The organism is Burkholderia sp. A9, from assembly GCF_000801975.1.
On sequence record NZ_JSZN01000018.1, the window covers coordinates 73,914 to 98,536 of the forward strand.

Annotated in this window: 24 protein-coding genes and 1 pseudogene; 12 read left to right on the plus strand and 13 right to left on the minus strand. The window is 66.7% G+C overall.

Translation table 11 applies throughout. The features are described 5' to 3' along the window. Positions 1-74 precede the first annotated feature (74 nt). From PI86_RS10470 to kdsD, 11 genes are all read right to left on the minus strand, one after another. Complete coding sequence (locus tag PI86_RS10470) at positions 75-710, minus strand: LON peptidase substrate-binding domain-containing protein (protein WP_014896011.1); 636 nt, start codon at positions 708-710, stop codon at positions 75-77. Between the two features lie 26 nt (positions 711-736). Continuing rightward, positions 737-1,645: an RNase adapter RapZ gene (gene rapZ, locus PI86_RS10475; protein WP_014896012.1), complete on the minus strand. Its 909-nt coding sequence runs from the start codon at positions 1,643-1,645 to the stop codon at positions 737-739. A 78-nt stretch (positions 1,646-1,723) separates the two neighbouring features. Next, positions 1,724-2,692: an HPr(Ser) kinase/phosphatase gene (gene hprK, locus PI86_RS10480; RefSeq protein ID WP_014896013.1), complete on the minus strand. Its 969-nt coding sequence runs from the start codon at positions 2,690-2,692 to the stop codon at positions 1,724-1,726. Between the two features lie 129 nt (positions 2,693-2,821). Beyond that, entirely contained in the window at positions 2,822-3,361 is a 540-nt protein-coding gene (locus tag PI86_RS10485; protein WP_082012206.1) for a PTS sugar transporter subunit IIA, read from the minus strand. A 168-nt stretch (positions 3,362-3,529) separates the two neighbouring features. Beyond that, positions 3,530-3,889 (minus strand): ribosome hibernation-promoting factor, HPF/YfiA family, encoded by a 360-nt coding sequence (gene hpf / locus PI86_RS10490; protein ID WP_006477786.1) that lies wholly within the window; start codon positions 3,887-3,889, stop codon positions 3,530-3,532. A gap of 159 nt (positions 3,890-4,048) precedes the next feature. Continuing rightward, the gene (locus tag PI86_RS10495) at positions 4,049-5,554 is read right to left on the minus strand and encodes an RNA polymerase factor sigma-54 (RefSeq protein ID WP_039321687.1); all 1,506 of its coding nucleotides are present in this window, start codon (positions 5,552-5,554) and stop codon (positions 4,049-4,051) included. A 158-nt stretch (positions 5,555-5,712) separates the two neighbouring features. Further along, on the minus strand, positions 5,713-6,489 hold the full coding sequence (lptB, locus tag PI86_RS10500; RefSeq protein ID WP_039321689.1) for an LPS export ABC transporter ATP-binding protein: 777 nt from the start codon (positions 6,487-6,489) through the stop codon (positions 5,713-5,715). Beyond that, positions 6,486-7,151 (minus strand): lipopolysaccharide transport periplasmic protein LptA, encoded by a 666-nt coding sequence (gene lptA, locus PI86_RS10505; RefSeq protein WP_039321691.1) that lies wholly within the window; start codon positions 7,149-7,151, stop codon positions 6,486-6,488. The genes lptB and lptA overlap by 4 nt, the downstream gene beginning before the upstream one ends. 20 nt (positions 7,152-7,171) lie before the next feature. Beyond that, a complete protein-coding gene (gene lptC / locus PI86_RS10510; protein ID WP_014896018.1) occupies positions 7,172-7,786 on the minus strand; it encodes an LPS export ABC transporter periplasmic protein LptC in 615 nt (204 codons plus the stop codon). Between the two features lie 3 nt (positions 7,787-7,789). Then, a complete protein-coding gene (locus tag PI86_RS10515; RefSeq protein WP_014896019.1) occupies positions 7,790-8,326 on the minus strand; it encodes a KdsC family phosphatase in 537 nt (178 codons plus the stop codon). After that, positions 8,326-9,309, minus strand: a complete 984-nt coding sequence (gene kdsD / locus PI86_RS10520; protein WP_014896020.1) for an arabinose 5-phosphate isomerase KdsD — start codon at positions 9,307-9,309, stop codon at positions 8,326-8,328. The genes PI86_RS10515 and kdsD overlap by 1 nt, the downstream gene beginning before the upstream one ends. A 125-nt stretch (positions 9,310-9,434) precedes the next feature. On the opposite strand from kdsD, the gene PI86_RS10525 reads away from it, so the two are divergent. From PI86_RS10525 to purU, 5 genes are all read left to right on the plus strand, one after another. Continuing rightward, positions 9,435-11,441 carry a monovalent cation:proton antiporter family protein gene (locus PI86_RS10525; RefSeq protein WP_039321728.1) on the plus strand — a complete coding sequence of 669 codons (2,007 nt, stop codon included), beginning with the start codon at positions 9,435-9,437 and terminating at the stop codon, positions 11,439-11,441. A 78-nt stretch (positions 11,442-11,519) separates the two neighbouring features. Continuing rightward, positions 11,520-12,086, plus strand: a complete 567-nt coding sequence (locus tag PI86_RS10530; protein ID WP_014896022.1) for an adenine phosphoribosyltransferase — start codon at positions 11,520-11,522, stop codon at positions 12,084-12,086. 34 nt (positions 12,087-12,120) lie between these two features. Next, positions 12,121-12,735 (plus strand): LysE family translocator, encoded by a 615-nt coding sequence (locus tag PI86_RS10535; protein WP_039321693.1) that lies wholly within the window; start codon positions 12,121-12,123, stop codon positions 12,733-12,735. A 5-nt stretch (positions 12,736-12,740) separates the two neighbouring features. Continuing rightward, positions 12,741-13,598: an NUDIX hydrolase gene (locus PI86_RS10540; protein ID WP_014896024.1), complete on the plus strand. Its 858-nt coding sequence runs from the start codon at positions 12,741-12,743 to the stop codon at positions 13,596-13,598. Positions 13,599-13,677: 79 nt separating this feature from the next. Next, entirely contained in the window at positions 13,678-14,562 is an 885-nt protein-coding gene (gene purU / locus PI86_RS10545; RefSeq protein WP_014896025.1) for a formyltetrahydrofolate deformylase, read from the plus strand. A gap of 102 nt (positions 14,563-14,664) precedes the next feature. Here the strand turns inward: purU and PI86_RS10550 are convergent, their stop codons facing one another. Together PI86_RS10550 and uvrA are read right to left on the minus strand one after the other, a co-directional pair. Beyond that, positions 14,665-15,747 (minus strand): AI-2E family transporter, encoded by a 1,083-nt coding sequence (locus PI86_RS10550; protein ID WP_039321695.1) that lies wholly within the window; start codon positions 15,745-15,747, stop codon positions 14,665-14,667. Positions 15,748-16,005: 258 nt separating this feature from the next. Then, positions 16,006-18,891 (minus strand): excinuclease ABC subunit UvrA, encoded by a 2,886-nt coding sequence (gene uvrA, locus PI86_RS10555; RefSeq protein ID WP_039321697.1) that lies wholly within the window; start codon positions 18,889-18,891, stop codon positions 16,006-16,008. A gap of 276 nt (positions 18,892-19,167) precedes the next feature. On the opposite strand from uvrA, the gene PI86_RS10560 reads away from it, so the two are divergent. The 7 genes and pseudogenes from PI86_RS10560 to PI86_RS10590 all read left to right on the plus strand — a co-directional run. Next, positions 19,168-20,355 carry an MFS transporter gene (locus PI86_RS10560; protein WP_039321700.1) on the plus strand — a complete coding sequence of 396 codons (1,188 nt, stop codon included), beginning with the start codon at positions 19,168-19,170 and terminating at the stop codon, positions 20,353-20,355. A 103-nt stretch (positions 20,356-20,458) separates the two neighbouring features. Continuing rightward, a complete protein-coding gene (locus PI86_RS10565) occupies positions 20,459-21,013 on the plus strand; it encodes a single-stranded DNA-binding protein (RefSeq protein WP_014896029.1) in 555 nt (184 codons plus the stop codon). A 113-nt stretch (positions 21,014-21,126) separates the two neighbouring features. Next, positions 21,127-21,678: a G/U mismatch-specific DNA glycosylase gene (gene mug, locus PI86_RS10570; RefSeq protein WP_039321703.1), complete on the plus strand. Its 552-nt coding sequence runs from the start codon at positions 21,127-21,129 to the stop codon at positions 21,676-21,678. Further along, a complete protein-coding gene (locus tag PI86_RS10575; protein WP_039321707.1) occupies positions 21,665-22,288 on the plus strand; it encodes a DNA-3-methyladenine glycosylase in 624 nt (207 codons plus the stop codon). Before mug ends, PI86_RS10575 begins: the two co-directional genes overlap by 14 nt. A gap of 71 nt (positions 22,289-22,359) precedes the next feature. Continuing rightward, on the plus strand, positions 22,360-23,124 hold the full coding sequence (locus PI86_RS10580; protein WP_039321710.1) for a ParA family protein: 765 nt from the start codon (positions 22,360-22,362) through the stop codon (positions 23,122-23,124). 456 nt (positions 23,125-23,580) lie between these two features. Next, positions 23,581-24,162 carry a TIGR01841 family phasin gene (phaP, locus tag PI86_RS10585; protein WP_039321713.1) on the plus strand — a complete coding sequence of 194 codons (582 nt, stop codon included), beginning with the start codon at positions 23,581-23,583 and terminating at the stop codon, positions 24,160-24,162. Between the two features lie 269 nt (positions 24,163-24,431). After that, positions 24,432-24,623 (plus strand): annotated as a pseudogene (locus PI86_RS10590) (acetyl-CoA C-acetyltransferase); the annotation flags it as partial.

Genomic DNA, 24,623 nt, shown 5'->3' on the forward strand with positions numbered 1-24,623 from the left:
TGGCTACCGGCGGGTTTTCCGTTTCGCGGGAAGTCCGGTCGGGAGCCGGTGTGCAGCGACAGGCACGGCCGCGCTTACAGCCACCCGTGCCGGTCGAGCACGTGGTGAACGGCGTCGATGCGCGCGCCGACGTCCGGGAACTCCATCAGCTTTTGCCGCGCGCGCAGGTCGAGCGGCAGCAGTTCCGCGAGGCGGTTCGCTACCCAGCTCGGATCGTCGAGGCGGAACGGTTCGCCGAACGGCAGCTTGCCCTGTTCCGATTTCTTCAGCGCTTCGATGATGCGCTCGAGCACCTCCGCGCACGAGCCGAATTGCGCGAGCGCCTGCTCGCCTTCGAGCGGGATGTCGTCGGGCAGCGGCTCCGCGATGCCGACCAGCAGCCCGTTGCCTTCGACGCGATACGACAGCAGCTCGAAACGCTGCGTGCCGACTGCCTGCAGGTACAGCATCCCGAAGTCGCCGGTATCGCACTCGGTGATGCGCGCCATGCAGCCGATGGTCTCCGGCACCGACACGGCACCGTCCTGCGCAACTTCGGGGCCGCTCTTCAGCAGGCACACGCCGAACGGCGCGTCGTCGCGCAGGCAGGCGCGACACATGTCGAGATAGCGCGCCTCGAACACCTTGAGCGGCAGCCAGCCACCGGGGAACAGCACCGTGTGCAGCGGAAACAGCGGCAGGTCGATCAGGGTGGTCGATAGAGTGGACATGGCGCGTCGGTGAGAGGGCGGTGTCGCTAAGGTCGGGCGACCTCGGTGACGAGCCGCGACGACGCGTCGACATCCACGGGCGCGTCACGATGCCGCACGATCACGTTCGCATCGTGCGCGAGGCGCGCGGCGAGCGTTTCCGCGATGAACACCGAGCGATGCTGGCCGCCCGTGCAGCCGATGGCGACGGTCAGGTAGCTGCGGTTGTCTTCGCGAAAGTGCGGCAGCCATTTCATCAGGAACGCATGGATGTCGTCGATCATCTGGTGGACGATCGGCAGTGCGTCGAGAAAGGCGATGACCGGCTGGTCGAGCCCAGTGAGCGGGCGCAACTCATGGTCGTAGTACGGATTCGGCAGCGCGCGCACGTCGAACATCAGGTCGGCGTCGAGCGGCACGCCGCGCTTGAAGCCGAACGATTCGAACATCACCATCAGGTCATTGTTCTTCTGCTCGATGAAGCGCTTGACCCACGTGCGCAGCGCGTTCGCGCGCAGCGTGCTGGTATCGATCTGGTGGCCGAATTCGGCGAGCGGCGCGACGAGCTCGCGCTCGCGTTCGATCGCTTCCTCGAGCGACGACAGCAGCCCGACGTTCGCGTCGTGCGACGGCGAGCCGGACAGCGGGTGGCGCCGGCGCGTTTCGGAGAAGCGCTGGATCAGCGCCTGCGTGCTCGCGTTGAGGAACAGCACGCGAACGTCGTGCTTGAGCGACAGTGCGCGGATCAGGCCGGGCATTTCGTCGAGCGATGCGCTGGAGCGCGCATCGATCGCAACCGCGAGCCGGTGTTGGCCGCCCTCGGCGAGGTAGCGGGCGAGTTCGGGGAGCACATGCGGCGGCAGGTTGTCGACGCAGTAATAGCCTGCGTCTTCAAGCGCGTTCAGCGCGACGGACTTGCCTGAGCCGGAGATGCCGGTGATGAGGACGATGCGCATGGGAAGCAGAGAATCCGGACATTTCATCATAGCACCGGCTCGACGCGTCGTCGGCGCTGCGCGGCCGGCGCGGCGGAGTTACACGAGCTTGCCGGGGAACTGACTGTCGGGATCCTGCATGGCGAGTCGTTGCCGATCCATGAAGTCGCGCAACGTGTCGATTCCGCGCAACTGCAGGATCGTGTTGCGCACGGCCGCCTCGACGAGCACCGCGAGGTTGCGGCCGGCCGCCACCTGGATCGTGACCTTGCTGATCGGCAAGCCGAGCACGTCGACGGTCTGGCTTTCCAGCGGCAGCCGCTGGAATTCGCCGTCCGGCCGACGCACCAGCTGGACGATCAGCTTCAGCTTCATTTTCCGGCGCACGGCGGTTTCACCGAAGATCGTCTTGATGTCGAGCAGGCCGAGGCCGCGCACTTCGAGCAGGTTCTGCAGCAGCGGCGGGCAGCGGCCTTCGACGAAATCGGGGCCAAGTCGGACGAAGTCGACCGCGTCGTCGGCGACGAGGCCGTGGCCGCGGCTGATGAGTTCGAGGCCGAGTTCGCTCTTGCCGAGCCCGGAGTCGCCGGTGAGCAGCACGCCCATCCCGAGGATGTCGAGGAACACGCCGTGCAGCGTCGCACGCGGCGCGAGGATGCGCGACATGTAGAGTCGCAGGCTGTCGATCACCGCGGCGGCCGACATCGGCGTCGTGAACAGCGGCGTGGACGAGCGCGTGCAGCGCAGTACGAGTTCGGGCGGTGCGGCGGCGCCGCCGGCGACGACGAGGAACGGCGGCTCGAGCGCGATCAGTTCGGCCATGTGGCGCGAGCGGTCTTCGTCGGTCTGCCGCTGGTAGTAGTCGATTTCGGCTTCGCCGAGCACCTGGATCCGGTTCGGGTGGATCAGGTTCAGGTGGCCGACGAGGTCGGCGCTGGACGTCGCATTGCCGACGGTGTCGGCCGAAAAGCCGCGCTCCCAGCCTTCATGCCCCGTCAGCCAGCTCAGCTTCAGCATGGCTGCGTTGTCGTCGAAGATGCTCTGGGCGTTGATGCTGGACGTATCCATGACTCTCGTCACTCCAATGAGCCGGTGCATGCGCGCGGCGACGGGCGTCGCCATGCCGGACCGGCGCCGGGCAGCCCGGGACAGCGGCGCGTGCCGCTTCGTTCGGGAAAATATTCCGCCCGGATCAACTCAAGGTTGCCACTGAGTGAGCAGGCGATGCAACTCGGCGATATCCGTTTCGTTGTGCAGACGCTCACGCGCGTCGCGGTCGGACAGCAGTTGCGCGATTTCCGACAGGATCTCGAGGTGTTGCTGGGTGGCTTGCTCGGGCACGAGCAGGAAAATCAGGAGGCCGACCGGCTGGCCGTCGGGCGCTTCGAACGGGATCGCGTCGGCGAGTCGCACGAACGCGGCGAGCGGGTGCTTGAGCCCCTTGATGCGCCCGTGCGGAATCGCGACGCCTTCGCCGAGCCCGGTCGAGCCGAGGCGCTCGCGCGCGAACAGGTTGTCCGTGACGGTGCTGCGGGCGATGCCGTTCTGATTCTCGAAGATCAGCCCGGCTTGTTCGAAGACGCGTTTCTTGCTGGTGACGGAGAGGTCGATGACGACGTTCTCTATGGGCAGGATTTTGGCTAGGCGATTCATGTTGGCAGGCGATTGGGCGGCCTGGGGTCTCCTTGCTGCGGCAGACTGATCTTCCATGTTCGGCGATATCAAGGCGTTCGGCATCGGCACCCTCAAGGCAGCTACCGCACCCAACGCCCCCCGGCGATAACCGGAACATTATAGAGCACAGCCGCGCGCGTGGCGCGGGATGGACGGACCGGTCGCACCGCTGCCGCGGAGTCACAAAAAAAACGCCCGGCGAACCGGGCGGCGTGCGTGTTGCGGTGACCGTTATTGCGGCGGCAGTTCGATCTGGTCGATCGACGGCTGAAGCTTGATCGGGTCGTGCGCATGCGTCTGCAGACGCTCCATGTGCTTGACGACCTGGCGATCCAGCTTGTCGATCAGCAGATCGATCGCTGCGTAGAGGTTGCCGTTCGCGCTTTCGACGAAGATGTCCTTGCCCTTCAGGTGCAGGTTGATTTCCGCGCGCTGCTGCTTGTCCTTTTCTTTGTGGTTGTCGACCGAGAGGATCACAGTGCCATCGATTACCTGATCGCTATGGCGTAGCACCCGGTCCAGCTTGGTGATCACGTATTCGCGAATTGCAGGCGTGACTTCGAGATGATGTCCACTGATCTTCAGGTTCATAGTGCTTCTCCAAGCGAGTGACCACCCGGCCGCATCGAGGCGGCGCTCCGGTCGACTTGCCCCAGCCGCACGAGGCGGCCGAATTGCGGACAGGTCGCCCGGCCTGTTCCCCGTATGCGCGGTGGCCGGAACACGCCTGCCGCCGGGCAGGCAGCAGGCTTAAAGAGACTTGCGCAGATTCACTGCCGGGATCTTGAGGGCTTCGCGATACTTGGCAACCGTGCGGCGCGCAACCACGAATCCCTGTTCTGCCAGCAGCTCGGCAATGCGGCTGTCCGAAAGTGGCGATTTTGGGTCTTCAGCTCCTATCAGTTGCTTGATCAGGGCTCGGATGGCGGTCGACGATGCGGCGCCTCCGGTGTCGGTCGAAACGTGTGATCCGAAGAAGTACTTAAATTCAAGCGTCCCGAACGGGGTCAGCATGTACTTGCCAGTTGTCACACGGCTGACAGTTGACTCGTGTAGGCCCAGCGTATCAGCTATTTCCCGCAAAACCAAGGGGCGCATGGCAATTTCACCGTGCGCAAAGAAATTCTTCTGACGTTCGACAATAGCCTGCGCGACGCGCAGGATCGTGTCGAATCGCTGCTGGATGTTCTTGATCAGCCAGCGTGCTTCCTGGAGCTGCTGTTTCAACGATCCGGCCGCCGGATCGCCGCGGCTGTTGCGCAGGATGTTCGCGTACAGGTTGTTGATCCGCAGGCGCGGCATGACTTCCGGATTGAGTTCCGCGAGCCAGCCCTGGCCGGCTTTCTTCACGATGATGTCGGGCACGACGTAGTCGGCCTCGGCCTTGCCGTAGGCGGCGCCGGGGAACGGCTCCAGCGAGCGGATCAGCGCATGCGCGTCGCGCAGCGCGTCGTCGCTCGCCTTCAGCTGCTTGCGCAGCCGCGTGAAGTCCCGCGCGGCGAGCAGTTCGAGATGCTGCGACACGATCTCGAGCGCGAGCGTGCGGGTGGGGGACGGATCGAGGCGCAGCAACTGCAGCTTCAGGCATTCGGATGCCGAGCGGGCCCCGACCCCGGCCGGATCGAAACTGTGCAGCAGCGCGAGCGCCGCGTTCATCTCGTCGCAGTCGATTTCCAGTTCCGACGGCAAATCGGCGAGCACTTCGTCGAGCGTGGCGGTCAGGTAGCCGTCGTCGTCGAGCGATTCGATCAGGAACATCACGAGCGCGCGATCGCGCGGGCTGGCCTGCGTGACGCGCAGTTGCGCGGACAGGTGGTCGCGCAGCGACGTCGCGGCTTCCTGCACCTGCAGCGGCGGGAGGTCGTCGTCGTCCGACGCGCCGCTCGAGCGGCCGAATTCGTCGAGATTCCACTGCGGGCCGTCGCCGGCATCGCTCGATGCGTATCCGTCGTATTCGTCGGCGGCGGCCGGTTCGTCGCGCTCGGCGCGATCGCTCGACTGGCTGCTGCTGTTCCCGACGGACGATTCGGTGTTCTGTGCGGGAGGCGTCTGCGCGATCAGCGATCCGTCTGCCGCGACACGCAGCGGACTCGCGATCCATTCGTCGTCGTTCTCGAGCAGCGGATTCTGCGCGACGGCCATCGCGACTTCCTGCTGCAGTTCGAGCGTCGACAGCTGCAGAAGCCGGATCGACTGCTGCAGTTGCGGCGTCAGCGCCAGGTGTTGCGACAGGCGGAGTTGAAGGCTGGCTTTCATGGCAGAGAGGGAGTCATACCGGCAGTTTGCCACGACCCAGGCGCCTTGAGCCATCCGCGATTACGCGCGGCGCGCCGCCCGGCCGCAGGCATGGCCGCAAAGCGGGGAGCGGCCCCGCGCGGCGACGCCGGGCGGGGTGCAGCCAGCCACGGGGGGATTTACATGCGGAAGTGTTCGCCGAGGTACACGCGGCGCACGCTTTCGTTTTCGATGATGTCGCTCGGCGCGCCGGCGGCGAGCACCGAACCGTCGCTGATGATGTAAGCGTGGTCGCAGATGCCGAGCGTTTCGCGGACGTTGTGATCGGTAATCAGCACGCCGATGTTGCGCTGCTTCAGGAACTTGACGATCTTCTGGATCTCGAGCACCGCGATCGGATCGACGCCGGCGAACGGCTCGTCGAGCAGGATGAAGTTCGGATTGGTCGCGAGCGCACGCGCGATCTCGACGCGACGGCGTTCGCCGCCCGACAGCGACAGCGCCGGGTTCTCGCGCAGGTGGCCGATCTGCAACTCGTCGAGCAGCGCCTCGGTGCGCGACGCGATCGCGTCCTTCGACAGCCGCTTGCCGTCTTCGCCGTGCTGCAGCTCGAGCACCGCGCGGATGTTCTCCTCGACGGTCAGCTTGCGGAACACCGACGCTTCCTGCGGCAGGTACGACAGGCCGAGCGATGCGCGCTTGTGGATCGGCAGCAGGCTGATCGAGCTGCCGTTCAGCGAGATCTCGCCCGCGTCGAGCGGCACCAGGCCGACGATCATGTAGAACGATGTGGTCTTGCCGGCGCCGTTCGGGCCGAGCAGGCCGACGACCTCGCCGCTCTTCACGTCGAGCGACACGTCCTTGACGACCGTGCGCGAGCCATAGCGCTTCTTCAGGTTCCGGACGACGAGCGAACTCGTGGTGCCGGCCGGCTGGCGGTTCGGGAGTGCGTTCATTGGCCCGGCGCTCCCTGGATCGTGGTCGACGGCGACAGCTTCGCCGGCGCGCCGTTCAGCGGCCCGGGGCCGCCGTTCTTCGGCGACAGCATCGCGCGCACGCGGCCGTTCGGGTTGCCCGGCGCCGCGACGTCCTTGCCGCCCTTCGCGGTGTAGAAGTCGCGCTGGCCGTCGTACGTGATCACGCTGCCGTGCACGGTGTCGGCGATCGTCGACGTGCCCTGCAGGCGGCGCACGGTCGCGGCGGTCGTCAGCGTCGTCAGGTCCTGCTTGCCGTCGTAGTCGATGCGCTCGGCGTCGCCGTCGATGTACTCGTCGAGACCTTCGCGCTTCTGGCGGAACGTCGCGTGCTTCTTGCCGCTGCCGAACGACGTGGCGTACTGATAGCCTTCCGGATCCTGGCGCACTTCGACGCGATCGCCCTTGATGATGATCGTGCCCTTCGTGATCACGACGTTGCCGGTCGCGACCGTGACCTGCTTCAGGTCGTCATAGGTCAGGTTGTCCGCCTCGACGTTGATCGGCTTGTTCTGGTCAGCCTTCTCGGCATGGGCGAGCGGCGCCAGCCCGATGAGCGGGAGCGCCACGAGCGTCGCGGCGAGCGCGGCGCGGACGGCGCGCGCAGCGCCGCCGGAATTCTGTCGAGGGAACGGTTCGTTCATGCAGTCACGTGAGGGATGCGTCACCTGGATTGACCTTTCGAGCCGCCGGACGTGTCCGCGGCGGCGATCGTGCCGCGCACGTTGCCGTAAAGCTCGATGACCCGGGTGACGTTGTTGTACTTCATGCCGTCGGTCGCGTTGACGAGCGACAGGCCGCGCTGAAGTTTAACCGGCTTTTCGGTCTGGATCACATCGTCATTGACGAAGATCCGGAAATGCTGGGAATCGGCCTGCATCTGCGGATCGCCGCCGCCGGCCACGCGCAGGATGCGCGCGTCGTCGTACAAATCGACGATCGACACGTCGCCATTGACGGTGCCGCGCTTCGCGGTGGTCGTCACGACCGGCTTGCCGGGCTGGAATGCGCGCATGGCCGGATCGGTCAGGTCGCTGGTTTCGGTGTCTTCGTAATGGATCAGCTTCGCGGCCGTCAGCCGGTACTGGGTCGAGCCGGACTGGTCGAGCTCGGTGACCGAGAAGTTGTCCGCGAAATAGTCGGGCGTATGGCGCTTCGGCTGCACGGTGCCCTCGCCGGGCGGCGGCAGCGTCGCCTGCAGCAGCCACCACGTGATGCCCGCGAGCGCGGCCACCGCGACGAGCGGCAGCAACTGGGTCCAGCGGAAATGCGTGTTCATCCGTCAGGCTCCGCAGGCGGCCGCGAGCAGCGCGTCGTAGCGGCGCTGCGCGCGCAGGATCGCGTCGCAGACTTCGCGCACCGCGCCCTGGCCGCCGCGGGCCTCGGCGACCCAGTGCGCGCGGGCGATCACCTCGGGGTGCGCATTGGCCGGCGCGGTCGCGAAGCCGCAGCGCAGCAGCACCGGCAGGTCGGGCCAGTCGTCGCCCATGTAGCCGCACGCGTCGGCGGTGATGCCGAGCGACGCGATCAGGTCGGCGAACACGGTGAGCTTGTTCTCGACGCCCTGGAACAGGTGCGCGATCTTCATTTCCTTCGCGCGCGCCGCGACGATCTCCGAGCGGCGGCCGGTGATGATCGCGGTTGCGATGCCGGCTTCGCCAAGCAGTTTCACGCCGTGGCCGTCGAGCGAATTGAACGACTTCATCGCGTCGCCGGCCGCGGTAAACAGCAGGCCGCCGTCGGTCAGCACGCCGTCGACGTCGAAAATCATCAGCTTCACGCGGCTCGCGCGTTCGGCCGCAGTCAGCGCTGCGCTCATCAGATCACCTTCTTCGAAAACAGGTCGTGCATGTTCAGCGCGCCGATCAGCGCGCCGTCGGCATCGACCACCAGCATCTGGTTGATCCGGTGGCGCTCCATCAGTTCCACGGCCTCGACCGCGAGATGTTCGGGGCCGATCGTGCGCGGCTCGCGCGTCATCACTTCGACGATCGGCAAGGTGCGGAAATCGCCGTCGCGCGCCAGTACGCGACGCAGGTCGCCGTCCGTGAAGATGCCGGCGACATGGCCATTGGCGTCGACCACGGCCGTCATGCCCAAGCGCTTCGCGGTGATCTGGAACAGCGCGTCCGACAGCGTCGCGTCGAGCCCGACGCGCGGCACGTCGTCGCCCGAGCGCATCACGTCGCGCACATGGGTGAGCAGGCGCCGGCCGAGCGCGCCGCCCGGATGCGAGCGCGCGAAATCCTCGGAGCCGAAGCCGCGCGCGTCGAGCACCGCGACGGCGAGCGCATCGCCGAGCGCGAGCGCGGCGGTCGTGCTCGCGGTGGGCGCGAGGTTCAGCGGGCACGCTTCCTTCGAGACCGCGGCGTTCAGGTTCACGTCGGCGAGCGTGCCGAGGCTCGATTCCGCACGGCCCGTGATCGCGATCAGCTTCGCGCCGATCCGCTTGACGAGCGGCAGGATCGCGACGAGTTCTTCCGACTCGCCTGAATAGGAGATGCCGATGAAGACGTCGTCCGACGTGACCATGCCGAGGTCGCCGTGGCTGGCCTCGGCCGGATGGACGAAGAAGGCCGGCGTGCCGGTGCTCGCCAGCGTTGCCGCGATCTTGCGGGCGATGTGCCCCGATTTGCCGATGCCGGACACCACGACGCGGCCGCGGCAGCCGAGCAGCAACGCGACGGCCTGGACGAAGTCGCCGTCAAGCTGGTCGCGCAGCGCGCGTACGGCGTCCGCCTCGATGTCGAGCACGTCGCGGGCGAGCGCGAGCGCCCGATCATCATTGATTTTCGCTATCATGCGCGGAGTATAGCAAAGGCGTTTGTTCGCCGCGCCGCGCCTTCGGACTCGTCCGATGTCGCCAGCCCACCGCCACCACCCGCGCCCGCATTGCCGTGGCCCCGACGAACGAGGACGCTTTGCCCGTGATTTCCCCGCTCGAAATGACCCTGCTGTTGCTGCTGGCCTCGGTGGTGGGCGTCGTCGTATTTCGCTCGTTGAACCTGCCGCCGATGCTCGGCTACCTGACCGTCGGCATCCTGGTCGGCCCGCACGCGTTCGGCATCGCCGCGGACCTCGAACGGGCCGAGCACCTCGCGGAGTTCGGCGTGGTGTTCCTGATGTTCTCGATCGGCCTCGAATTCTCGCTCGCGAAGCTGAGGGCGATGCAGCGGCTCGTGTTCGGGCTCGGGCTGCTGCAGGTCGTCGCGACCCTCGTGCTCGCGGTCGTGCTCGGCGCGCTGTTCGAGCACTGGGTGCACATCACGTGGCAGGGCAGCGTCGCGCTCGGCGGCGCGCTCGCGATGTCGTCGACGGCGATCGTGTCGAAGATGCTCGCCGAGCGGCTCGAGATCGAGACCGCGCACGGCCGCAACATCTTCGGCGTGCTGCTGTTCCAGGATCTCGCGGTGGTGCCGCTGCTGATCGTGATCGCCGCGTTCGGCGCCGAGTCGTCGAAGGATCTCGCGCTCACGCTCGGCTTCGCGGCGGTGAAGATCGTGATCGCGCTCGCGCTGCTGCTGATCGTCGGCCAGCGCTTCATGACGCGCTGGCTCAACGTCGTCGCGCGTCGTCGCTCGCAGGAACTGTTCGTGCTGAACCTGCTGCTCGTCACGCTCGGCGCCGCGTTCATCACCGACCGCTTCGGCCTGTCGCTCGCGCTCGGCGCGTTCATCGCGGGGATGCTGATCTCCGAGACGCCGTTCCGCCATCAGGTGGAAGAGGACATCAAGCCGTTCCGCGACGTGCTGCTCGGCCTGTTCTTCGTGACGACCGGGATGCTGCTCGATCCGCGCGTGATCTGGGAGCACCCGCTCCTCGTGCTCGGCTTCTTCGTCGGGCAGATCCTGTTCAAGGCGACCATGATCGCGGGGCTCGCGCGCCTGTTCGGCGCGACGCCGGGCGTCGCGATGCGCACCGGCATCGGTCTCGCGCAAGCCGGCGAATTCGGCTTCGTGCTGCTGAACCTGATCCTCGACCGGCATCTCGTCGATTCGACGCTGCTGCAGGCGATCCTCGCATCGATGCTGCTGTCGATGCTGGCCGCGCCGTTCCTGATCCAGAATGCCGACCGGATCGTGATGCGGCTGTCGTCGACCGAATGGATGCAGCAGTCGCTGCAGATGACGCGGATCGCGACGCAAAGCCTCAAGCAGCGCGGCCACGTGATCATCTGCGGCTACGGCCGCGCGGGCCAGAACCTGGCGCGGATGCTCGAGCAGGAAGGCATTTCGTACGTCGCGCTCGACCTCGATCCCGATCGCGTGAGCGCGGCCGCGACGGCCGGCGAATCGGTCGTGTTCGGCGACGCGGCGCGCCGCGAGTCGCTGCTCGCGGCCGGTATCCATCGCGCGGCGGCGGTCGCGATCACGTATGCGAACACGCCGTCCGCGCTGCGCGTGCTGCACCATGTGCACGAACTCGAGCCGACGCTGCCGGCGATCGTGCGCACGGTAGATGACGCCGATCTCGAGAAACTGCTCGCGGCCGGCGCGACCGAGGTGATTCCGGAGATCGTCGAGGGCAGCCTGATGCTCGCGTCGCACACGCTGGTGCTGGTCGGCGTGCCGATGCGCAAGGTCGTGCGGCGCGTCGAGGAGATGCGCGACGAGCGCTACAGCCTGCTGCGCGGCTATTTCCACGGCGCGGACGACGCGGACGACGACGCGCGCGAGCAGGTGCGGCTACAATCGGTGCCGGTCGATACGCGCGCGGACGCGGTCGGGCGCTCGCTGGAAGAGCTCGGGCTGTATGCGCTCGGGCTGGAAGTCACGGCGATCCGCCGGCACGGGATCCGCGGCGTCGAACCCGATCCGCAGACCAAGCTGCGCGCCAGCGACATCGTCGTGCTGCGCGGGCTGCCCGAGGCGCTTGCACTCGCGGAGGAGCGGCTGTCGCGCCATCGGCGCGAGCCGCCGACCGCGGTCGCCTGAGTCGCGATTCGATAACCTGACCCGTATTTATTCAAAACGGTGCCCGATCTTCGAGCACCGTTTTTTTCGGAGAGTTTCATGCCGCATTCGTCGTCGGGCGCACCGCTCGATCCGGTCGCCTTCATTCACAGCCAGATCCGCACGGTCCCCGACTGGCCCCAGCCGGGCGTGATGTTCCGCGACATAACGACGCTGCTGCAGAGCCCGAAGGCGCTGCGCATCCTCGTCGACCTGTTCGTCGAACGCTATGTCGATGCGAAGCTCGACTACGTCGCGGGGCTCGATGCGCGCGGCTTCATCATCGCGCCGATCGTCGCGTACGAGCTGAGCGTCGGCTTCGTGCCGATCCGCAAGGTCGGCAAGCTGCCGTACAAGACGTGCTCGGAATCGTACGACCTCGAATACGGCAGCGCGACGGTCGAGATCCATGAAGACGCGTGCCGCCCCGGCGATCGCGTGATCATCATGGACGACCTGATTGCGACCGGCGGCACGATGATGGCGGGGCGCAACCTGCTGCAGCGGCTCGGCGCGGTCGTGGTCGAGGGCGCGGCGATCATCGACCTGCCCGATCTCGGCGGCTCGACGCTGCTGCGCAACGCGGGCCTGCCCGTCTACACCGTCACCGAATTCGCCGGCCACTGAACCCCTGAACGCCGGCCCACGCCGCGAGGTCACGATGCCCAACTTCATGCTGTTTCTCGCCACGTCGATCGCGATCACGTTCGCGCCGGGTCCCGACAACCTGCAGGTGCTTGCGCGCGGCATCTCGCAGGGCCGCGCGGCCGGCTTCGTCGCGGCGCTCGGCTTCACGGCCGGGATCCTGTTCCATACGACGCTCGCGGCGCTCGGCGTCGCGGCCGTGCTGCGTTCGTCGCCGGTCGCGTTCCAGGCACTGAAGCTCGCGGGCGCCGCGTACCTCGTGTGGATCGGCATCAAGGCGCTGCGCAGCCAGGGCCTCGCGAATGCGCATGAGCGTGCGCCGCAGCCGCTGCGCGCGATCTTCCGGCAGAGCGTGATCGGCAACCTGATGAACCCGAAGGTCACGCTGTTCTTCGTCGTGTTCCTGCCGCAGTTCGTCGATCCGCACGGCGTGCAGAGCGTGACGCTGCAGATGTTCGAGCTCGGCGCGCTGTTCATGCTGCAGACGGCCGCGATCTTCTCGCTGTTCGGCGTCGGCGCGGGCGCGATCGGCACATGGCTGAAGCGCCGCCCGAAGGCCGGCGTGTGGCTCGACCGGATTGCCGGCGCGACCTTCATCGCGATCGGCATTCGCGTCGCGCTGAAGGACTGAGCCCGATGACGTTTCCGTGCATTGCGGCCGCGCGCCGCTTCGATCCGGCCGCGCACCTGCGCTTCGAGATCGCCGGCGAGCAGGTCGGCTGGGTGCGCCGCCAGGACGTCGCGAAGCTTGCCCGCTGGCCCGACGTGTTCGAGCTGACGGACGCGCGCGTCGTGCTGTCGGCGCGTTACGACTCGGTCGACGCGCGCAGCATGGCGCTCGCGAGCGCGATCGGCGCGCTCGCGGCGGAAGGTGCGATTCCCGGCTGGCGCGACGAGATCTATGCGGTCCGCAACCGCTTCGACGATCCGCCGCTCGCGTATATCGAGCGCGCGGCGTCGCGCTTTTTCGGCACGCAGACCTATGCGGTGCACCTGAACGGCATCGTAGAATATGCGGCTGCACCGGGTTCGCCGGCCGTGCCGCAGATGTGGCTCGGCCGCCGCAGCGAGACCAAGGCCACCGACCCCGGCATGCTCGACAACGTCGTCGCGGGCGGTATCGGCTGGGGGCTGGGTGTTCACGAGACGCTCACGAAGGAATGCTGGGAAGAGGCCGGCATGCCGGCCGAACTCGCGTCGCGCGCGATCGCGGGCCGCGCAGTGCAGGTGCTGTGCTCGCTGCCCGAAGGCACTCAGTCCGAACTGATCTTCGTGTACGACCTGCCGCTGCCGCGCGACTTCGCGCCGCACAACCAGGACGGCGAAGTGGCCGAGCACCTGCTGGCCGGCGTGCCCGAGGTGATCGGCTGGCTGCGCGAGGGCCGTGCGACGATGGATGCGAGCCTCGCGATGCTCGACACGCTGCTGCGCCACCGCTGGCTCGCGGCGGCCGACGCGGCGGGCATCGACGCGCTGTTCGCGCCGGCCGCGTAATGCGCGCGCCGGTCCCGGCGCGGTCGAGGTCGCACGAACGGCCCATTTGACGAATACGGAAACGAAGGGAGTAGCGGTCATGTCGACCGATCACAGCTTTATCTTGAAACTGTCGTGCCCCGACCGGCACGGCATCGTTCACGCGGTCTCGGGCTTCCTGTTCGAGCGCAGCAACAACATCCTCGACTCGGCGCAGTTCGGCGACAGCCGCACCGGCGAGTTCTTCATGCGCGTGCACTTCGAGCAGGATGCCGACGGCGCGGATGCCGCGTCGGCGCTCGACACGCTTCGCAACGAATTCGCGCCGCTCGCCGAGCAGTTCGCGATGCGCTGGGAACTGCACGACGCGGCCGTGAAGCCGCGTGTCGTGATCATGGTGTCGAAGATCGGCCATTGCCTGAACGACCTGCTGTTCCGCTATCGCACCGGCCAGCTGCCGATCGAGATCCCGGCGATCGTGTCGAACCACAAGGAGTTCTACCAGCTCGCCGCGAGCTACAACATCCCGTTCCATCACTTCCCGCTGATCGGCGGTTCGTCCGATGCGGCGAAGGCCGCGCAGGAAGCGCGCGTGCTGGAGGTGATCGACGAACACCAGGCCGATCTCGTCGTGCTCGCGCGCTACATGCAGATCCTGTCGCCGAACATGTGCCAGCAGCTCGCCGGCCGCGCGATCAACATCCACCATTCGTTCCTGCCGAGCTTCAAGGGCGCGAAGCCGTACTACCAGGCGTTCGACCGCGGCGTGAAGCTGATCGGCGCGACCGCGCACTACGTGACGACCGATCTCGACGAAGGCCCGATCATCGAGCAGGAAGTCGAGCGCGTCGACCACAGCATGACGCCCGACCAGCTCACCGCGATCGGTCGCGACGTCGAGTGCGTGACGCTCGCGCGTGCGGTGAAGTGGCACGTCGAGCACCGGATCGTGCTGAACGGGACGAAGACGGTCGTGTTCCGCTGATCGGCGGTTCGCGCCTGCCGGCGGTCGGCCGCCGGCCCGCTAATGAAAACGCCGCGCCCTTTACGGGGCGCGGCGTTTTTTTATCGCGTGACGGGCAGGGCGTCAGATCAGGCGCAGCATGTACAGCTCGCGCTTCAGGTACGCATAGAAGATCGGCGCGGCGATCACGCCCGGCAGCCCGAACGCGGCCTCCATGATCAGCATCGCGAGCAGCAGCTCCCACGCGCGCGACTCGATCTGGCCGCCGATGATCTTCGCGTTCAGGAAGTATTCGAGCTTGTGGATCACGACGAGGAACGCGAGCGACGCGATCGCGGTGCCCATGCTGACCGACAGCGACACCGCGACGATCAGCGTGTTCGAGATCAGGTTGCCGATTACCGGCAGCAGCCCGACGATGAACGTGACGAGCACCAGCGTTTTCGACAGCGGCAGCCGCTGGTGGAAGATCGGCAGCGCGACGAGCAGGTAGATGCCGGTGAAGACCGCGTTGATTGCCGAGATCTTGATCTGTGCGAACACGATCCGGCGGAACGATTCGGCGAAGCGCGACACGCGCGTGACGAGCGCGGTCGACAGCGGCCGGCGCACCTTGCCGTGCTCGACCCCGATCGCGATCATCGCGCCGATGATCATCCCGAACAGCACGTGGCCGAAGCCGCGCGCGACGCTCTTGCCGCCTTGCTGGAGCTGGTCCATGTGCGAGTGCATCAGCAGCGCCGCCTTGGTCTTCATCTGTTCGACGTCGACCGGCAGCAGGTTCGCGATCCAGGCCGGCGTGCGCGCGCGCGTTTGCTCGACGATCTGCATCAGCTGGTCGAGCAGGCTCTGCAGGTTCGGCACCGTGCGCTCGAAGTGCTCGATGATGCCGATCGTCAGGCCGGTGAGTCCGCCGACGATCGCGATCGACAGCAGCACGACGGCGACCCAGCGCGCGCGCATGCTGGTCGTGTGGCGCTCGATCACGGGGGCGATCGTGTGGATCAGCTGATAGACCAACAGGCCGGCCAGCAGCCCGCCGAGCAGCTTGAGTTCGATGACGAGCACCATCGCGACGAGGGCGAACAGGTAGCTGCCGGTCTCGATCGCCGACAGCTTCGGCAGGCTGAAGTCGCTCGTCAGCCGCACGCTGCGCAGGTGCGGCTCGCGGTTCTGCGCGTCGCGCGACTCTTGTTGCTTCTCCATCGTGGATTCCTGTCGTTCGTGTGTCGCGCCGCGCGGTGGGCGGCAGGACGGCGGTCGCCGCGGCGCCGCGCCGGATTGGTGCGGATGGCGAACCTTACGACCGTAAAGTATAGCTGCCATTATGGGCCGCAACGGGGCAGTTTGGCTCGTGGTGTAAACGCAGAGGGGAAAAACCGCGGAAGGGCAAACGAGGAGGCGGGCGCCGCCGCGGGCGCCCGGCACGCGCGGCCGGGTGGCCGCGCGCGGGAACGGCGGCCGTCAGCCGGCCGCCACCTTGCGGGTCGGGCGCTTGAGCAGCGGCGCGAGGTACTTGCCGGTGAAGCTCGCCTTGGTCTTCGCGACCTGCTCGGGCGTGCCCTGCGCGATGATCTGGCCGCCGCCGGCGCCGCCTTCGGGGCCGAGGTCGATCACCCAGTCGGCCGTCTTGATCACGTCGAGGTTGTGCTCGATGATCACGACCGTGTTGCCCTGGTCGCGCAACCGGTGGATCACCTCCAGCAGCAGTGCGATGTCGTGGAAGTGCAGGCCGGTGGTCGGCTCGTCGAGGATGTACAGCGTGCGGCCGGTGTCGCGCTTCGACAGCTCCAACGACAGCTTCACGCGCTGCGCCTCGCCGCCTGACAGCGTCGTGGCCGACTGGCCGAGGCGGATGTAGCCAAGGCCGACGTCGAGCAGCGTCTTCAGCTTGCGGGCGATGACCGGCACCGCGCTGAAGAATTCGTACGCGTGTTCGACCGTCATGTCGAGCACTTCGCTGATGTTCTTGCCCTTGTACTGCACCTCGAGCGTTTCGCGGTTGTAGCGCTTGCCGTGGCACACGTCGCACGGCACGTAGACGTCCGGCAGGAAGTGCATCTCGACCTTCAGCACGCCGTCGCCCTGGCACGACTCGCAGCGGCCGCCCTTCACGTTGAACGAGAAGCGGCCCGGATCGTAGCCGCGCTCCTTCGCGGTCGGCACGCCCGAGAACAGTTCGCGGATCGGCGTGAACAGGCCCGTGTACGTGGCCGGGTTCGAACGCGGCGTGCGGCCGATCGGCGACTGGTCGACGTTGATCACCTTGTCGAAGTGCTCGAGCCCTTCGATTGCCTCATGCGGCGCCGGTTCGGCCGACGAGCCGTACAGGTGGCGCGCGACCGCGTGATACAGCGTGTCGTTGATCAGCGTCGACTTGCCGGAACCCGACACGCCGGTGATGCAGGTCAGCAGGCCGACCGGCAACTCGAGATCGACGTGCTTCAGGTTGTTGCCGTGCGCGTCGACGATGCGCAGCATGCGTTCGGGATCGGGCGCGAGCCGCTCGTCCGGATACTCGATCGTGCGCTTGCCGACGAGATACTGGCCCGTCAGCGACTGCGGATTCGACTGCACCTGCTTCGGCGTGCCTTCGGCGACCACCACGCCGCCGTGCTCGCCGGCGCCGGGGCCCATGTCGACGACGTAGTCGGCGGTGCGGATCATGTCCTCGTCGTGCTCGACGACGATCACCGAATTACCGAGGTCGCGCAGGTGCTTGAGCGTCGAGATCAGGCGGTCGTTGTCGCGCTGGTGCAGGCCGATCGACGGCTCGTCGAGCACGTACATCACGCCGGTCAGGCCCGAGCCGATCTGTGACGCGAGCCGGATGCGCTGCGCCTCGCCGCCGGACAAGGTCTCGGCGCTGCGCTCGAGCGACAGGTAGTCGAGGCCGACGTTGTTCAGGAAGGTCAGGCGCGCGACGATTTCCTTGATCACCTTGTCGGCGATCTCGCGCTTCGCGCCGTCGAGCGACAGGCCGTCGAAATAGCCGAGCGCGTCGCGCAGCGGCCAGCCGCTGATTTCATAGATGCCGCGCGCGTAATCGCCGCTGCCGACCCGCACGTGGCGCGCTTCGCGGCGCAGCCGCGTGCCGTCGCACGACGGGCACGGCTGGTTGTTCTGGTATTTCGACAGCTCTTCGCGCACCGCGACCGAATCGGTCTCGCGGTAGCGGCGCTCCAGGTTCGGGATGATCCCCTCGAACACGTGCTCGCGGATCGTCGTGCGGCCGCGTTCGTTGATGTACGAGAACGGGATCGTCTGCTTGCCGGAACCGAACAGCAGCACCTTGCGGATCTTTTCCGGCAGGTCCTCGAACGCGGCGTCGATGTCGAACTCGTAGAACGCCGCGAGGCTCTGCAGCATCTGGAAGTAGAACTGGTTGCGCCGGTCCCAGCCCTTCACGGCGCCGGCGGCGAGCGACAGTGACGGGTGAGCGACGACCCGCTTCGGGTCGAAGAACGTGATCTGGCCGAGGCCGTCGCATTCCGGGCACGCGCCCATCGGGTTGTTGAACGAGAACAGGCGCGGCTCGAGTTCCTGCAGCGAGTACGAGCAGATCGGGCACGCGAACTTCGAGCTGAACAGGTGCTCGTGGTCGGTATCCATCTCGAGCGCGATCGCGCGGCCGTCGGCGAGGCGCAGCGCGGTCTCGAACGATTCCGCGAGGCGCTGCTTCATGTCCGGGCGCACCTTCAGGCGATCGACGACGACGTCGATCGTGTGCTTGTCGTTCTTCTTGAGCTTCGGCAGCGACTCGACCTCGTAGATCTTCGCGACGCCTTCGTTGGCGGTGCCGCCGCCCGAGCGCACGCGAAAGCGCACGAAGCCCTGCGCCTGCATGTCCTCGAACAGCTCGGCGTGCTCGCCCTTGCGGTTCGCGACGACCGGCGCGAGGATCATCAGCTTGGTTTCCTCGGGCAGCGCGAGCGCCGCGTCGACCATTTGCGACACGCTCTGCGCCTCGAGCGGGATGTCGTGGTCGGGGCAGTAAGGCGTGCCGACACGTGCGAACAAAAGTCGCAGGTAGTCGTGGATTTCGGTGACCGTGCCGACGGTCGAACGCGGGTTGTGGGACGTCGCCTTCTGCTCGATCGAGATCGCGGGCGACAGGCCCTCGATCAGGTCGACGTCGGGCTTCTCCATCAGCTGCAGGAACTGGCGGGCATACGCGGACAGGCTTTCGACGTAGCGGCGCTGGCCCTCGGCATAAAGGGTATCGAACGCGAGCGACGACTTGCCCGACCCGGACAACCCGGTAATCACGACCAGCTTGTGGCGCGGCAGGTCGAGATTGACGTTTTTCAGGTTGTGGGTGCGTGCCCCACGGATACGGATCTGTTCCATGAACCTGGCCAAAATGGAGGGAACCAAACCTGCTACTATAACGGCTTTTCGAGGCCGTCGTTGGGGGCACCCAGCCATTGCAGCAACTGGCAGCAAGGCGGTGCCCACGCCGGAAAAGCGGCCGCGCCGCACGGCTTCGGGCGGCCCGCGGACTGCCTGCACGACGTCCCGGAAAGCGGCCCCGGAATACGCCAGCCAGGCCTGCCGGGCCAGTGGCCCTGATCTTCCGCCGCCCGCCGCCGGGCGGACATTCCGATCATTCGAAATTCATTCCCGATGTCCAATCCGTCCGCCACGTCTTCCCGCATGAGCGCGCCCGAACTGCGCGCGACCACATCGCTCGCGGCGATCTTCGCGCTGCGCATGCTCGGCCTGTTCATGATCATGCCGGTGTTCTCGGTCTACGCGAAAACCATTCCGGGCGGCGACAACGTGCTGCTCGTCGGCATCGCGCTCGGGGCCTACGGCGTCACGCAGTCGCTGTTCTACATCTTCTACGGCTGGGCATCCGACAAGTTCGGCCGCAAGCCGGTGATCGCCACGGGCCTCGTGATCTTCGCGCTCGGCAGCTTCGTCGCCGCGTTCGCGCACGACATCACGTGGATCATCGTCGGCCGCGTGATCCAGGGGATGGGCGCGGTGTCGTCCGCGGTGCTCGCGTTCATCGCCGACCTGACCTCCGAGCAGAACCGCACGAAGGCGATGGCGATGGTCGGCGGCTCGATCGGCGTCTCGTTCGCGGTCGCGATCGTCGGTGCGCCGATCGTGTTCCATTGGGTCGGGATGAGCGGGCTGTTCGCGATCGTCGGCGTGCTGTCGATCCTCGCGATCGGTGTCGTGGTGTGGGTCGTGCCCGACGCGGCGAAGCCCGTGCACGTGCCGGCGCCGTTCGGCGAGGTGCTGCACAACGTCGAGCTGCTGCGCCTGAACTTCGGCGTGCTCGTGCTGCATGCGACGCAGACGGCGCTGTTCCTCGTCGTGCCGCGCCTGCTGGTCGACGGCGGGCTGCCGGTCGCGTCGCACTGGAAGGTCTACCTGCCGGTGATGGGGCTCGCGTTCGTGATGATGGTCCCGGCGATCATCGTCGCGGAAAAACGGGGCAAGATGAAGCCGGTGCTGCTCGGCGGCATTCTGGCTATCCTGATCGGTCAATTGTTGCTCGGCAGCGCGCCGCATACCATTCTGATTGTGGCGGCGATCCTGTTCGTGTACTTCCTTGGTTTCAACATCCTGGAAGCGTCGCAGCCGTCACTCGTGTCGAAGCTCGCGCCGGGTTCGCGCAAGGGCGCGGCCACGGGCGTCTACAACACCACGCAGTCGATCGGGCTCGCGCTCGGCGGCATCGTAGGCGGGTGGCTGCTGAAGCACGGCGGCGCGAACACCGTCTTCTATGCGTGCTCGGGGCTCGTGGCAGCGTGGCTTATAATCGCGGCCAGCATGAAAGCGCCGCCGCGCAAGGCCTGAACCTAATTTCCGGGCAGGCAGCGGCGACGCTTGCCGGCTAGCCCGGCGGGCCGCTCCGACGACTTTCGCGGGCGGCCCGGCATCGAATTTACTGGAGAAACACATGGCATCCGTCAACAAGGTCATCCTCGTCGGCAATCTCGGCGCCGATCCTGAAGTCCGTTACCTGCCGAGCGGCGACGCGGTTGCGAACATCCGTCTCGCGACGACCGATCGCTACAAGGACAAGGCGAGCGGCGATTTCAAGGAAATGACCGAGTGGCACCGCGTCGCGTTCTTCGGCCGTCTCGCCGAAATCGTCAGCGAATACCTGAAGAAGGGCTCGTCGGTCTATATCGAAGGCCGCATCCGCACGCGCAAGTGGCAGGGCCAGGACGGCCAGGATCGCTACTCGACCGAAATTGTCGCCGACCAGATGCAGATGCTCGGCGGCCGCGGCGGTGCGGGCGGCGGCGGCGGTGGTGGTGACGAAGGCGGTTACGGCGGCGGCTACGGTGGTGGCGGCGGCGGTCGTGGCGGCGAGCAGATGGAACGCGGCGGTGGCGGCGGTCGTGCCGGCGGCGCGGCGCGTGGCGGTGCAGGCGGCGGCGCACCGAGCCGTCCGAGCGCGCCGGCAGGCGGCGGCTTCGACGAGATGGACGACGATATTCCGTTCTGACGGAACGCCGGCATCCCGCACCGGAATGGGCCCGAATGTCCGAGTCAAGCCAGTCGCCTGGCCCGGACCTTCGGGTCTTTTTTCGTTTACGTCCCGCGCGCCCGAGGCCGACCGTGGCAGACGCACTCCCCGACATCATCGCCCCGCAGCTCGACGTGCTGTTCTGCGGAATCAACCCCGGCCTGACCGCGGCCGCGACCGGCCATCACTTCGCCGGAAGGAACAACCGCTTCTGGCGCGTGCTGCATCTCGCAGGCTTTACGCCGGACGAAATCGAGCCGCACGACGACCGGACGATTCTGCAATACGGATGCGGGCTGACCGCGGTCGTGCCGCGACCGACCGCAAGTGCCGATCAGCTGTCGCACGCGGAATTCATCGCGGCCGCGGCCGTCTTCGAGCAGAAGATCGCGCGTCATGCGCCACGCTTCGTCGCGTTTCTCGGCAAGGCCGCTTACGCCGCGCTCTCCGGGCAACGCGAGATCGCGTGGGGGCTGCAACCGGCGCGCATGCAGCGCGCGGCCGTCTGGGTCCTGCCGAACCCGAGCGGAAGAAACCGTGCATTCGGCAGCGACGAACTGGTCGATGCGTACCGTCAGCTTCGTATCGCGGCGCGCGCCGTGGCGGGCCGCCACCGGCACGAGGCGCCGGATGACGCGCAATAAGCGCGTGCCGGACTGGCCGGGCGCACCGTTGCCGCGCGCGTTCTTCGATCGCGCCGCCACCGAAGTCGCGCCGCAACTGCTGAACAAGATCCTTGCGGCAGCGGACGGCCGAGCGGGCCGGATCGTCGAAGTGGAAGCGTATGCCGGCGCGATCGACCCGGCCGCGCATACCTACCGCGGCAAGACGCCGCGCAACGCGACGATGTTCGGGCCGCCTGGGCATCTGTACGTCTATTTCACCTACGGCATGCACTGGTGCTGCAACTGCGTGTGCGGCCCGGACGGCGCCGGCACGGGGGTGCTGATCCGTGCGCTGGAGCCGCTTCACGGGCTCGAACGGATGCGCGCCGCACGGCCGCCGCTGACGCGCGATCGCGATCTGTGTCGCGGGCCGGCGCGGCTGACGCAGGCGCTCGGCATCGGCGGCGCGCAGGACGGCGTCGATCTGGTCGCCGCGCGCGCAGGCTTCGCGATCGTGGACGACGGCATGGCGCCGCCCGCGAATCTGGCGGGTGGGCCGCGCATCGGCATTCGCGTCGGCCAGGCGTTGCCCTGGCGCTGGAGCGCGCCCGGCAACCGCTATGTATCGGGCCCCTTGCCGCGGATCTGACGGATGTCACGCGCGCGCCATTATTGACCGGTTAAGCTCGTTCCTTCGACGTTGCAATCGAAGGGGACACAATGCGGCGGGTCGTATTCAACCAGAAGGGCGGCGTGGGCAAGTCGACGATCGTCTGCAACCTGGCGGCGATCAGCGCGAGCGAAGGGCTGCGCACGCTTGTCATCGACCTCGACGCGCAGGCGAATTCGACGCGCTACCTGCTCGGCGACGGCGCGACCGACGCCCATCCCGGCGTCGCCGAATTCTTCGAGACCGCATTGACGTTCAACTTCCGGCCGGTCGACGTCGCATCGTTCATCCATCCGACCCCGTTCGAAGGGCTCGACGTGATGCCCGCGCATCCGGATCTCGACACGCTGCACGGCAAGCTCGAGTCGCGCTACAAGATCTACAAGCTGCGCGATGCGCTGAACGAGCTCGACACCTACGATGCCGTCTACATCGACACGCCGCCCGCGCTGAATTTCTACACGCGCTCGGCGCTGATCGCGGTCGAGCGCTGCCTGATCCCGTTCGACTGCGACGACTTCTCGCGCCGCGCGCTGTACACGCTGCTCGAGAACGTGAAGGAAATCCAGCAGGACCATAACGCGGCGCTCGAGGTCGAGGGAATCGTCATCAACCAGTTCCAGCCACGCGCGAGCCTGCCGCAGCGGCTGGTCGACGAACTCGTCGGCGAAGGGCTGCCGGTGCTGGCGTCGAAGCTGTCGGCGTCGGTGAAGATCCGCGAGTCGCATCAGCAGTCGACGCCGGTGATCCATCTCGAACCGACCCACAAGCTCGCGCAGGAGTTTCTCGCGCTGCATCGCGAGCTGGTCGGCTGAGGTCGTCGCCGTCGCGTGCGGTGGTACGCGCGATCGTTGAAGTCGTCATTAATAATCCCGAAAACGATTTCAAAATAAATCTGCAAAAACGATTACATCGGTAGCCGATCCGTTTTCAATGGGGACCTCTTTTCTAATAACGGGAATAATGACGGGGTAAATGTTGCGGTCAGGCACGATGCGCTATGCTGTAAAAATGTAAAAATCATTATCGGACAAGGTGTTGCAACATGGCCCCACGGTGCAAGCCTGTCCCGGGTCACACGGTCAACCTGACTGCTAAGGGTTTTCACCTAGCATTAATGCAACTTAATTGACAATTAATGCCTCTAGAATGGCCACTCTCAACTTCTCGCATTCAATGGCGTTTGCGGGTTGTGAATTAGGGGGCAGGCCGTCAATCTGGCTCCCATTCTCTTTACGTCGTCTCTCGCATTGCTAACAGGAGCGTGTCCGATGTCCGTATTTGCCCCCGAAAAATTCGCTGCCGATTATCAGTCCGGTATTGCCGCCTGGTTCGCGATCGCCCGTCCGGCGATCAGCGGTTTCGAGGCCGTCGTCGAACTCAACCTGCAAGCGACCAAGACGGCGCTCGAAGAGTACGAAGACAAGCTGAAGAACGCGTTCAACGCCAGCAACCCGGCCGCGGGTTTCGCGCAGCAGGTCGCCGCACCGCAGGAAGCAGCCGGCAAGGCGGTCGCGTACGGCCGCCATCTGTTCGACATCGCGGTGTCGACGCAGGCCGAGTGGGCGAAGGTCGCGCAGGCTCAGTACGAGCAGACCGACAAGCGCGTGAAGGACGTGTTCGGCGAGCTGACGAAGCATGCGCCGGCTGGTTCGGCCCCCGTGGTCGCCGCGCTGAATTCGGCGCTGTCCGCGGCAACTGCCGCGGCCGACTCCGTGCGCGCAGCGGCGGGGCAGGCGATCGAAGCCGCACAAAGCGGTTTCGACGCAGTCACCGAAACGGCGACGCGCGGTGCCAAGCAGACGGCCGCCGCAGCACGCAAGGAAGCCGCGTCGCGCGAATCGGCAGCATGACCGCGTGTCGCGCGTCGGCGCGACACGATTGACCGGCGCCGGATGGCGCCGGCCGCCGCGTGTGCCGCGTGGCGGCCGGCGAACCTCCGGTTTGCCGCACCGTGCCGGTGCCTGGCTGGACCGTGCGGATGCACGGCGCGCCTGAGCGCGCGAACGTGCAGCCGCATTCGGGGCCGCGTGACCCATGAGCGCCACCGTCGGCCGCCGCGCCGTGCCGGCACCGGAACGCAATACGGATCGACCCACTGATTTCAATGCAGGAACTGAACATGACGGACGTAGTGATCGTATCGGCCGCGCGGACCGCGGTTGGCAAATTCGGCGGCTCGCTCGCGAAGGTTGCAGCACCGGAGCTGGGCGCGACGGTGATCCGCGCAGTGCTGGAGCGTGCGGGCGTGAAGCCCGAGCAGGTCAGCGAAGTGATCATGGGCCAGGTGCTGACGGCCGGTTCCGGGCAGAAC

Bases quoted from the DNA above. Each gene is read 5' to 3' on its own strand.
- PI86_RS10470 (WP_014896011.1), bottom strand. From the start codon at position 710: ATGTCCACTCTATCGACCACCCTGATCGACCTGCCGCTGTTTCCGCTG.
- rapZ (WP_014896012.1), bottom strand. From the start codon at position 1,645: ATGCGCATCGTCCTCATCACCGGCATCTCCGGCTCAGGCAAGTCCGTC.
- hprK (WP_014896013.1), bottom strand. From the start codon at position 2,692: ATGGATACGTCCAGCATCAACGCCCAGAGCATCTTCGACGACAACGCA.
- PI86_RS10485 (WP_082012206.1), bottom strand. From the start codon at position 3,361: ATGCCGAACGCCTTGATATCGCCGAACATGGAAGATCAGTCTGCCGCA.
- hpf (WP_006477786.1), bottom strand. From the start codon at position 3,889: ATGAACCTGAAGATCAGTGGACATCATCTCGAAGTCACGCCTGCAATT.
- PI86_RS10495 (WP_039321687.1), bottom strand. From the start codon at position 5,554: ATGAAAGCCAGCCTTCAACTCCGCCTGTCGCAACACCTGGCGCTGACG.
- lptB (WP_039321689.1), bottom strand. From the start codon at position 6,489: ATGAACGCACTCCCGAACCGCCAGCCGGCCGGCACCACGAGTTCGCTC.
- lptA (WP_039321691.1), bottom strand. From the start codon at position 7,151: ATGAACGAACCGTTCCCTCGACAGAATTCCGGCGGCGCTGCGCGCGCC.
- lptC (WP_014896018.1), bottom strand. From the start codon at position 7,786: ATGAACACGCATTTCCGCTGGACCCAGTTGCTGCCGCTCGTCGCGGTG.
- PI86_RS10515 (WP_014896019.1), bottom strand. From the start codon at position 8,326: ATGAGCGCAGCGCTGACTGCGGCCGAACGCGCGAGCCGCGTGAAGCTG.
- kdsD (WP_014896020.1), bottom strand. From the start codon at position 9,309: ATGATAGCGAAAATCAATGATGATCGGGCGCTCGCGCTCGCCCGCGAC.
- PI86_RS10530 (WP_014896022.1), top strand. From the start codon at position 11,520: ATGCCGCATTCGTCGTCGGGCGCACCGCTCGATCCGGTCGCCTTCATT.
- PI86_RS10535 (WP_039321693.1), top strand. From the start codon at position 12,121: ATGCCCAACTTCATGCTGTTTCTCGCCACGTCGATCGCGATCACGTTC.
- PI86_RS10540 (WP_014896024.1), top strand. From the start codon at position 12,741: ATGACGTTTCCGTGCATTGCGGCCGCGCGCCGCTTCGATCCGGCCGCG.
- purU (WP_014896025.1), top strand. From the start codon at position 13,678: ATGTCGACCGATCACAGCTTTATCTTGAAACTGTCGTGCCCCGACCGG.
- PI86_RS10550 (WP_039321695.1), bottom strand. From the start codon at position 15,747: ATGGAGAAGCAACAAGAGTCGCGCGACGCGCAGAACCGCGAGCCGCAC.
- uvrA (WP_039321697.1), bottom strand. From the start codon at position 18,891: ATGGAACAGATCCGTATCCGTGGGGCACGCACCCACAACCTGAAAAAC.
- PI86_RS10560 (WP_039321700.1), top strand. From the start codon at position 19,168: ATGTCCAATCCGTCCGCCACGTCTTCCCGCATGAGCGCGCCCGAACTG.
- PI86_RS10565 (WP_014896029.1), top strand. From the start codon at position 20,459: ATGGCATCCGTCAACAAGGTCATCCTCGTCGGCAATCTCGGCGCCGAT.
- PI86_RS10575 (WP_039321707.1), top strand. From the start codon at position 21,665: ATGACGCGCAATAAGCGCGTGCCGGACTGGCCGGGCGCACCGTTGCCG.
- PI86_RS10580 (WP_039321710.1), top strand. From the start codon at position 22,360: ATGCGGCGGGTCGTATTCAACCAGAAGGGCGGCGTGGGCAAGTCGACG.
- phaP (WP_039321713.1), top strand. From the start codon at position 23,581: ATGTCCGTATTTGCCCCCGAAAAATTCGCTGCCGATTATCAGTCCGGT.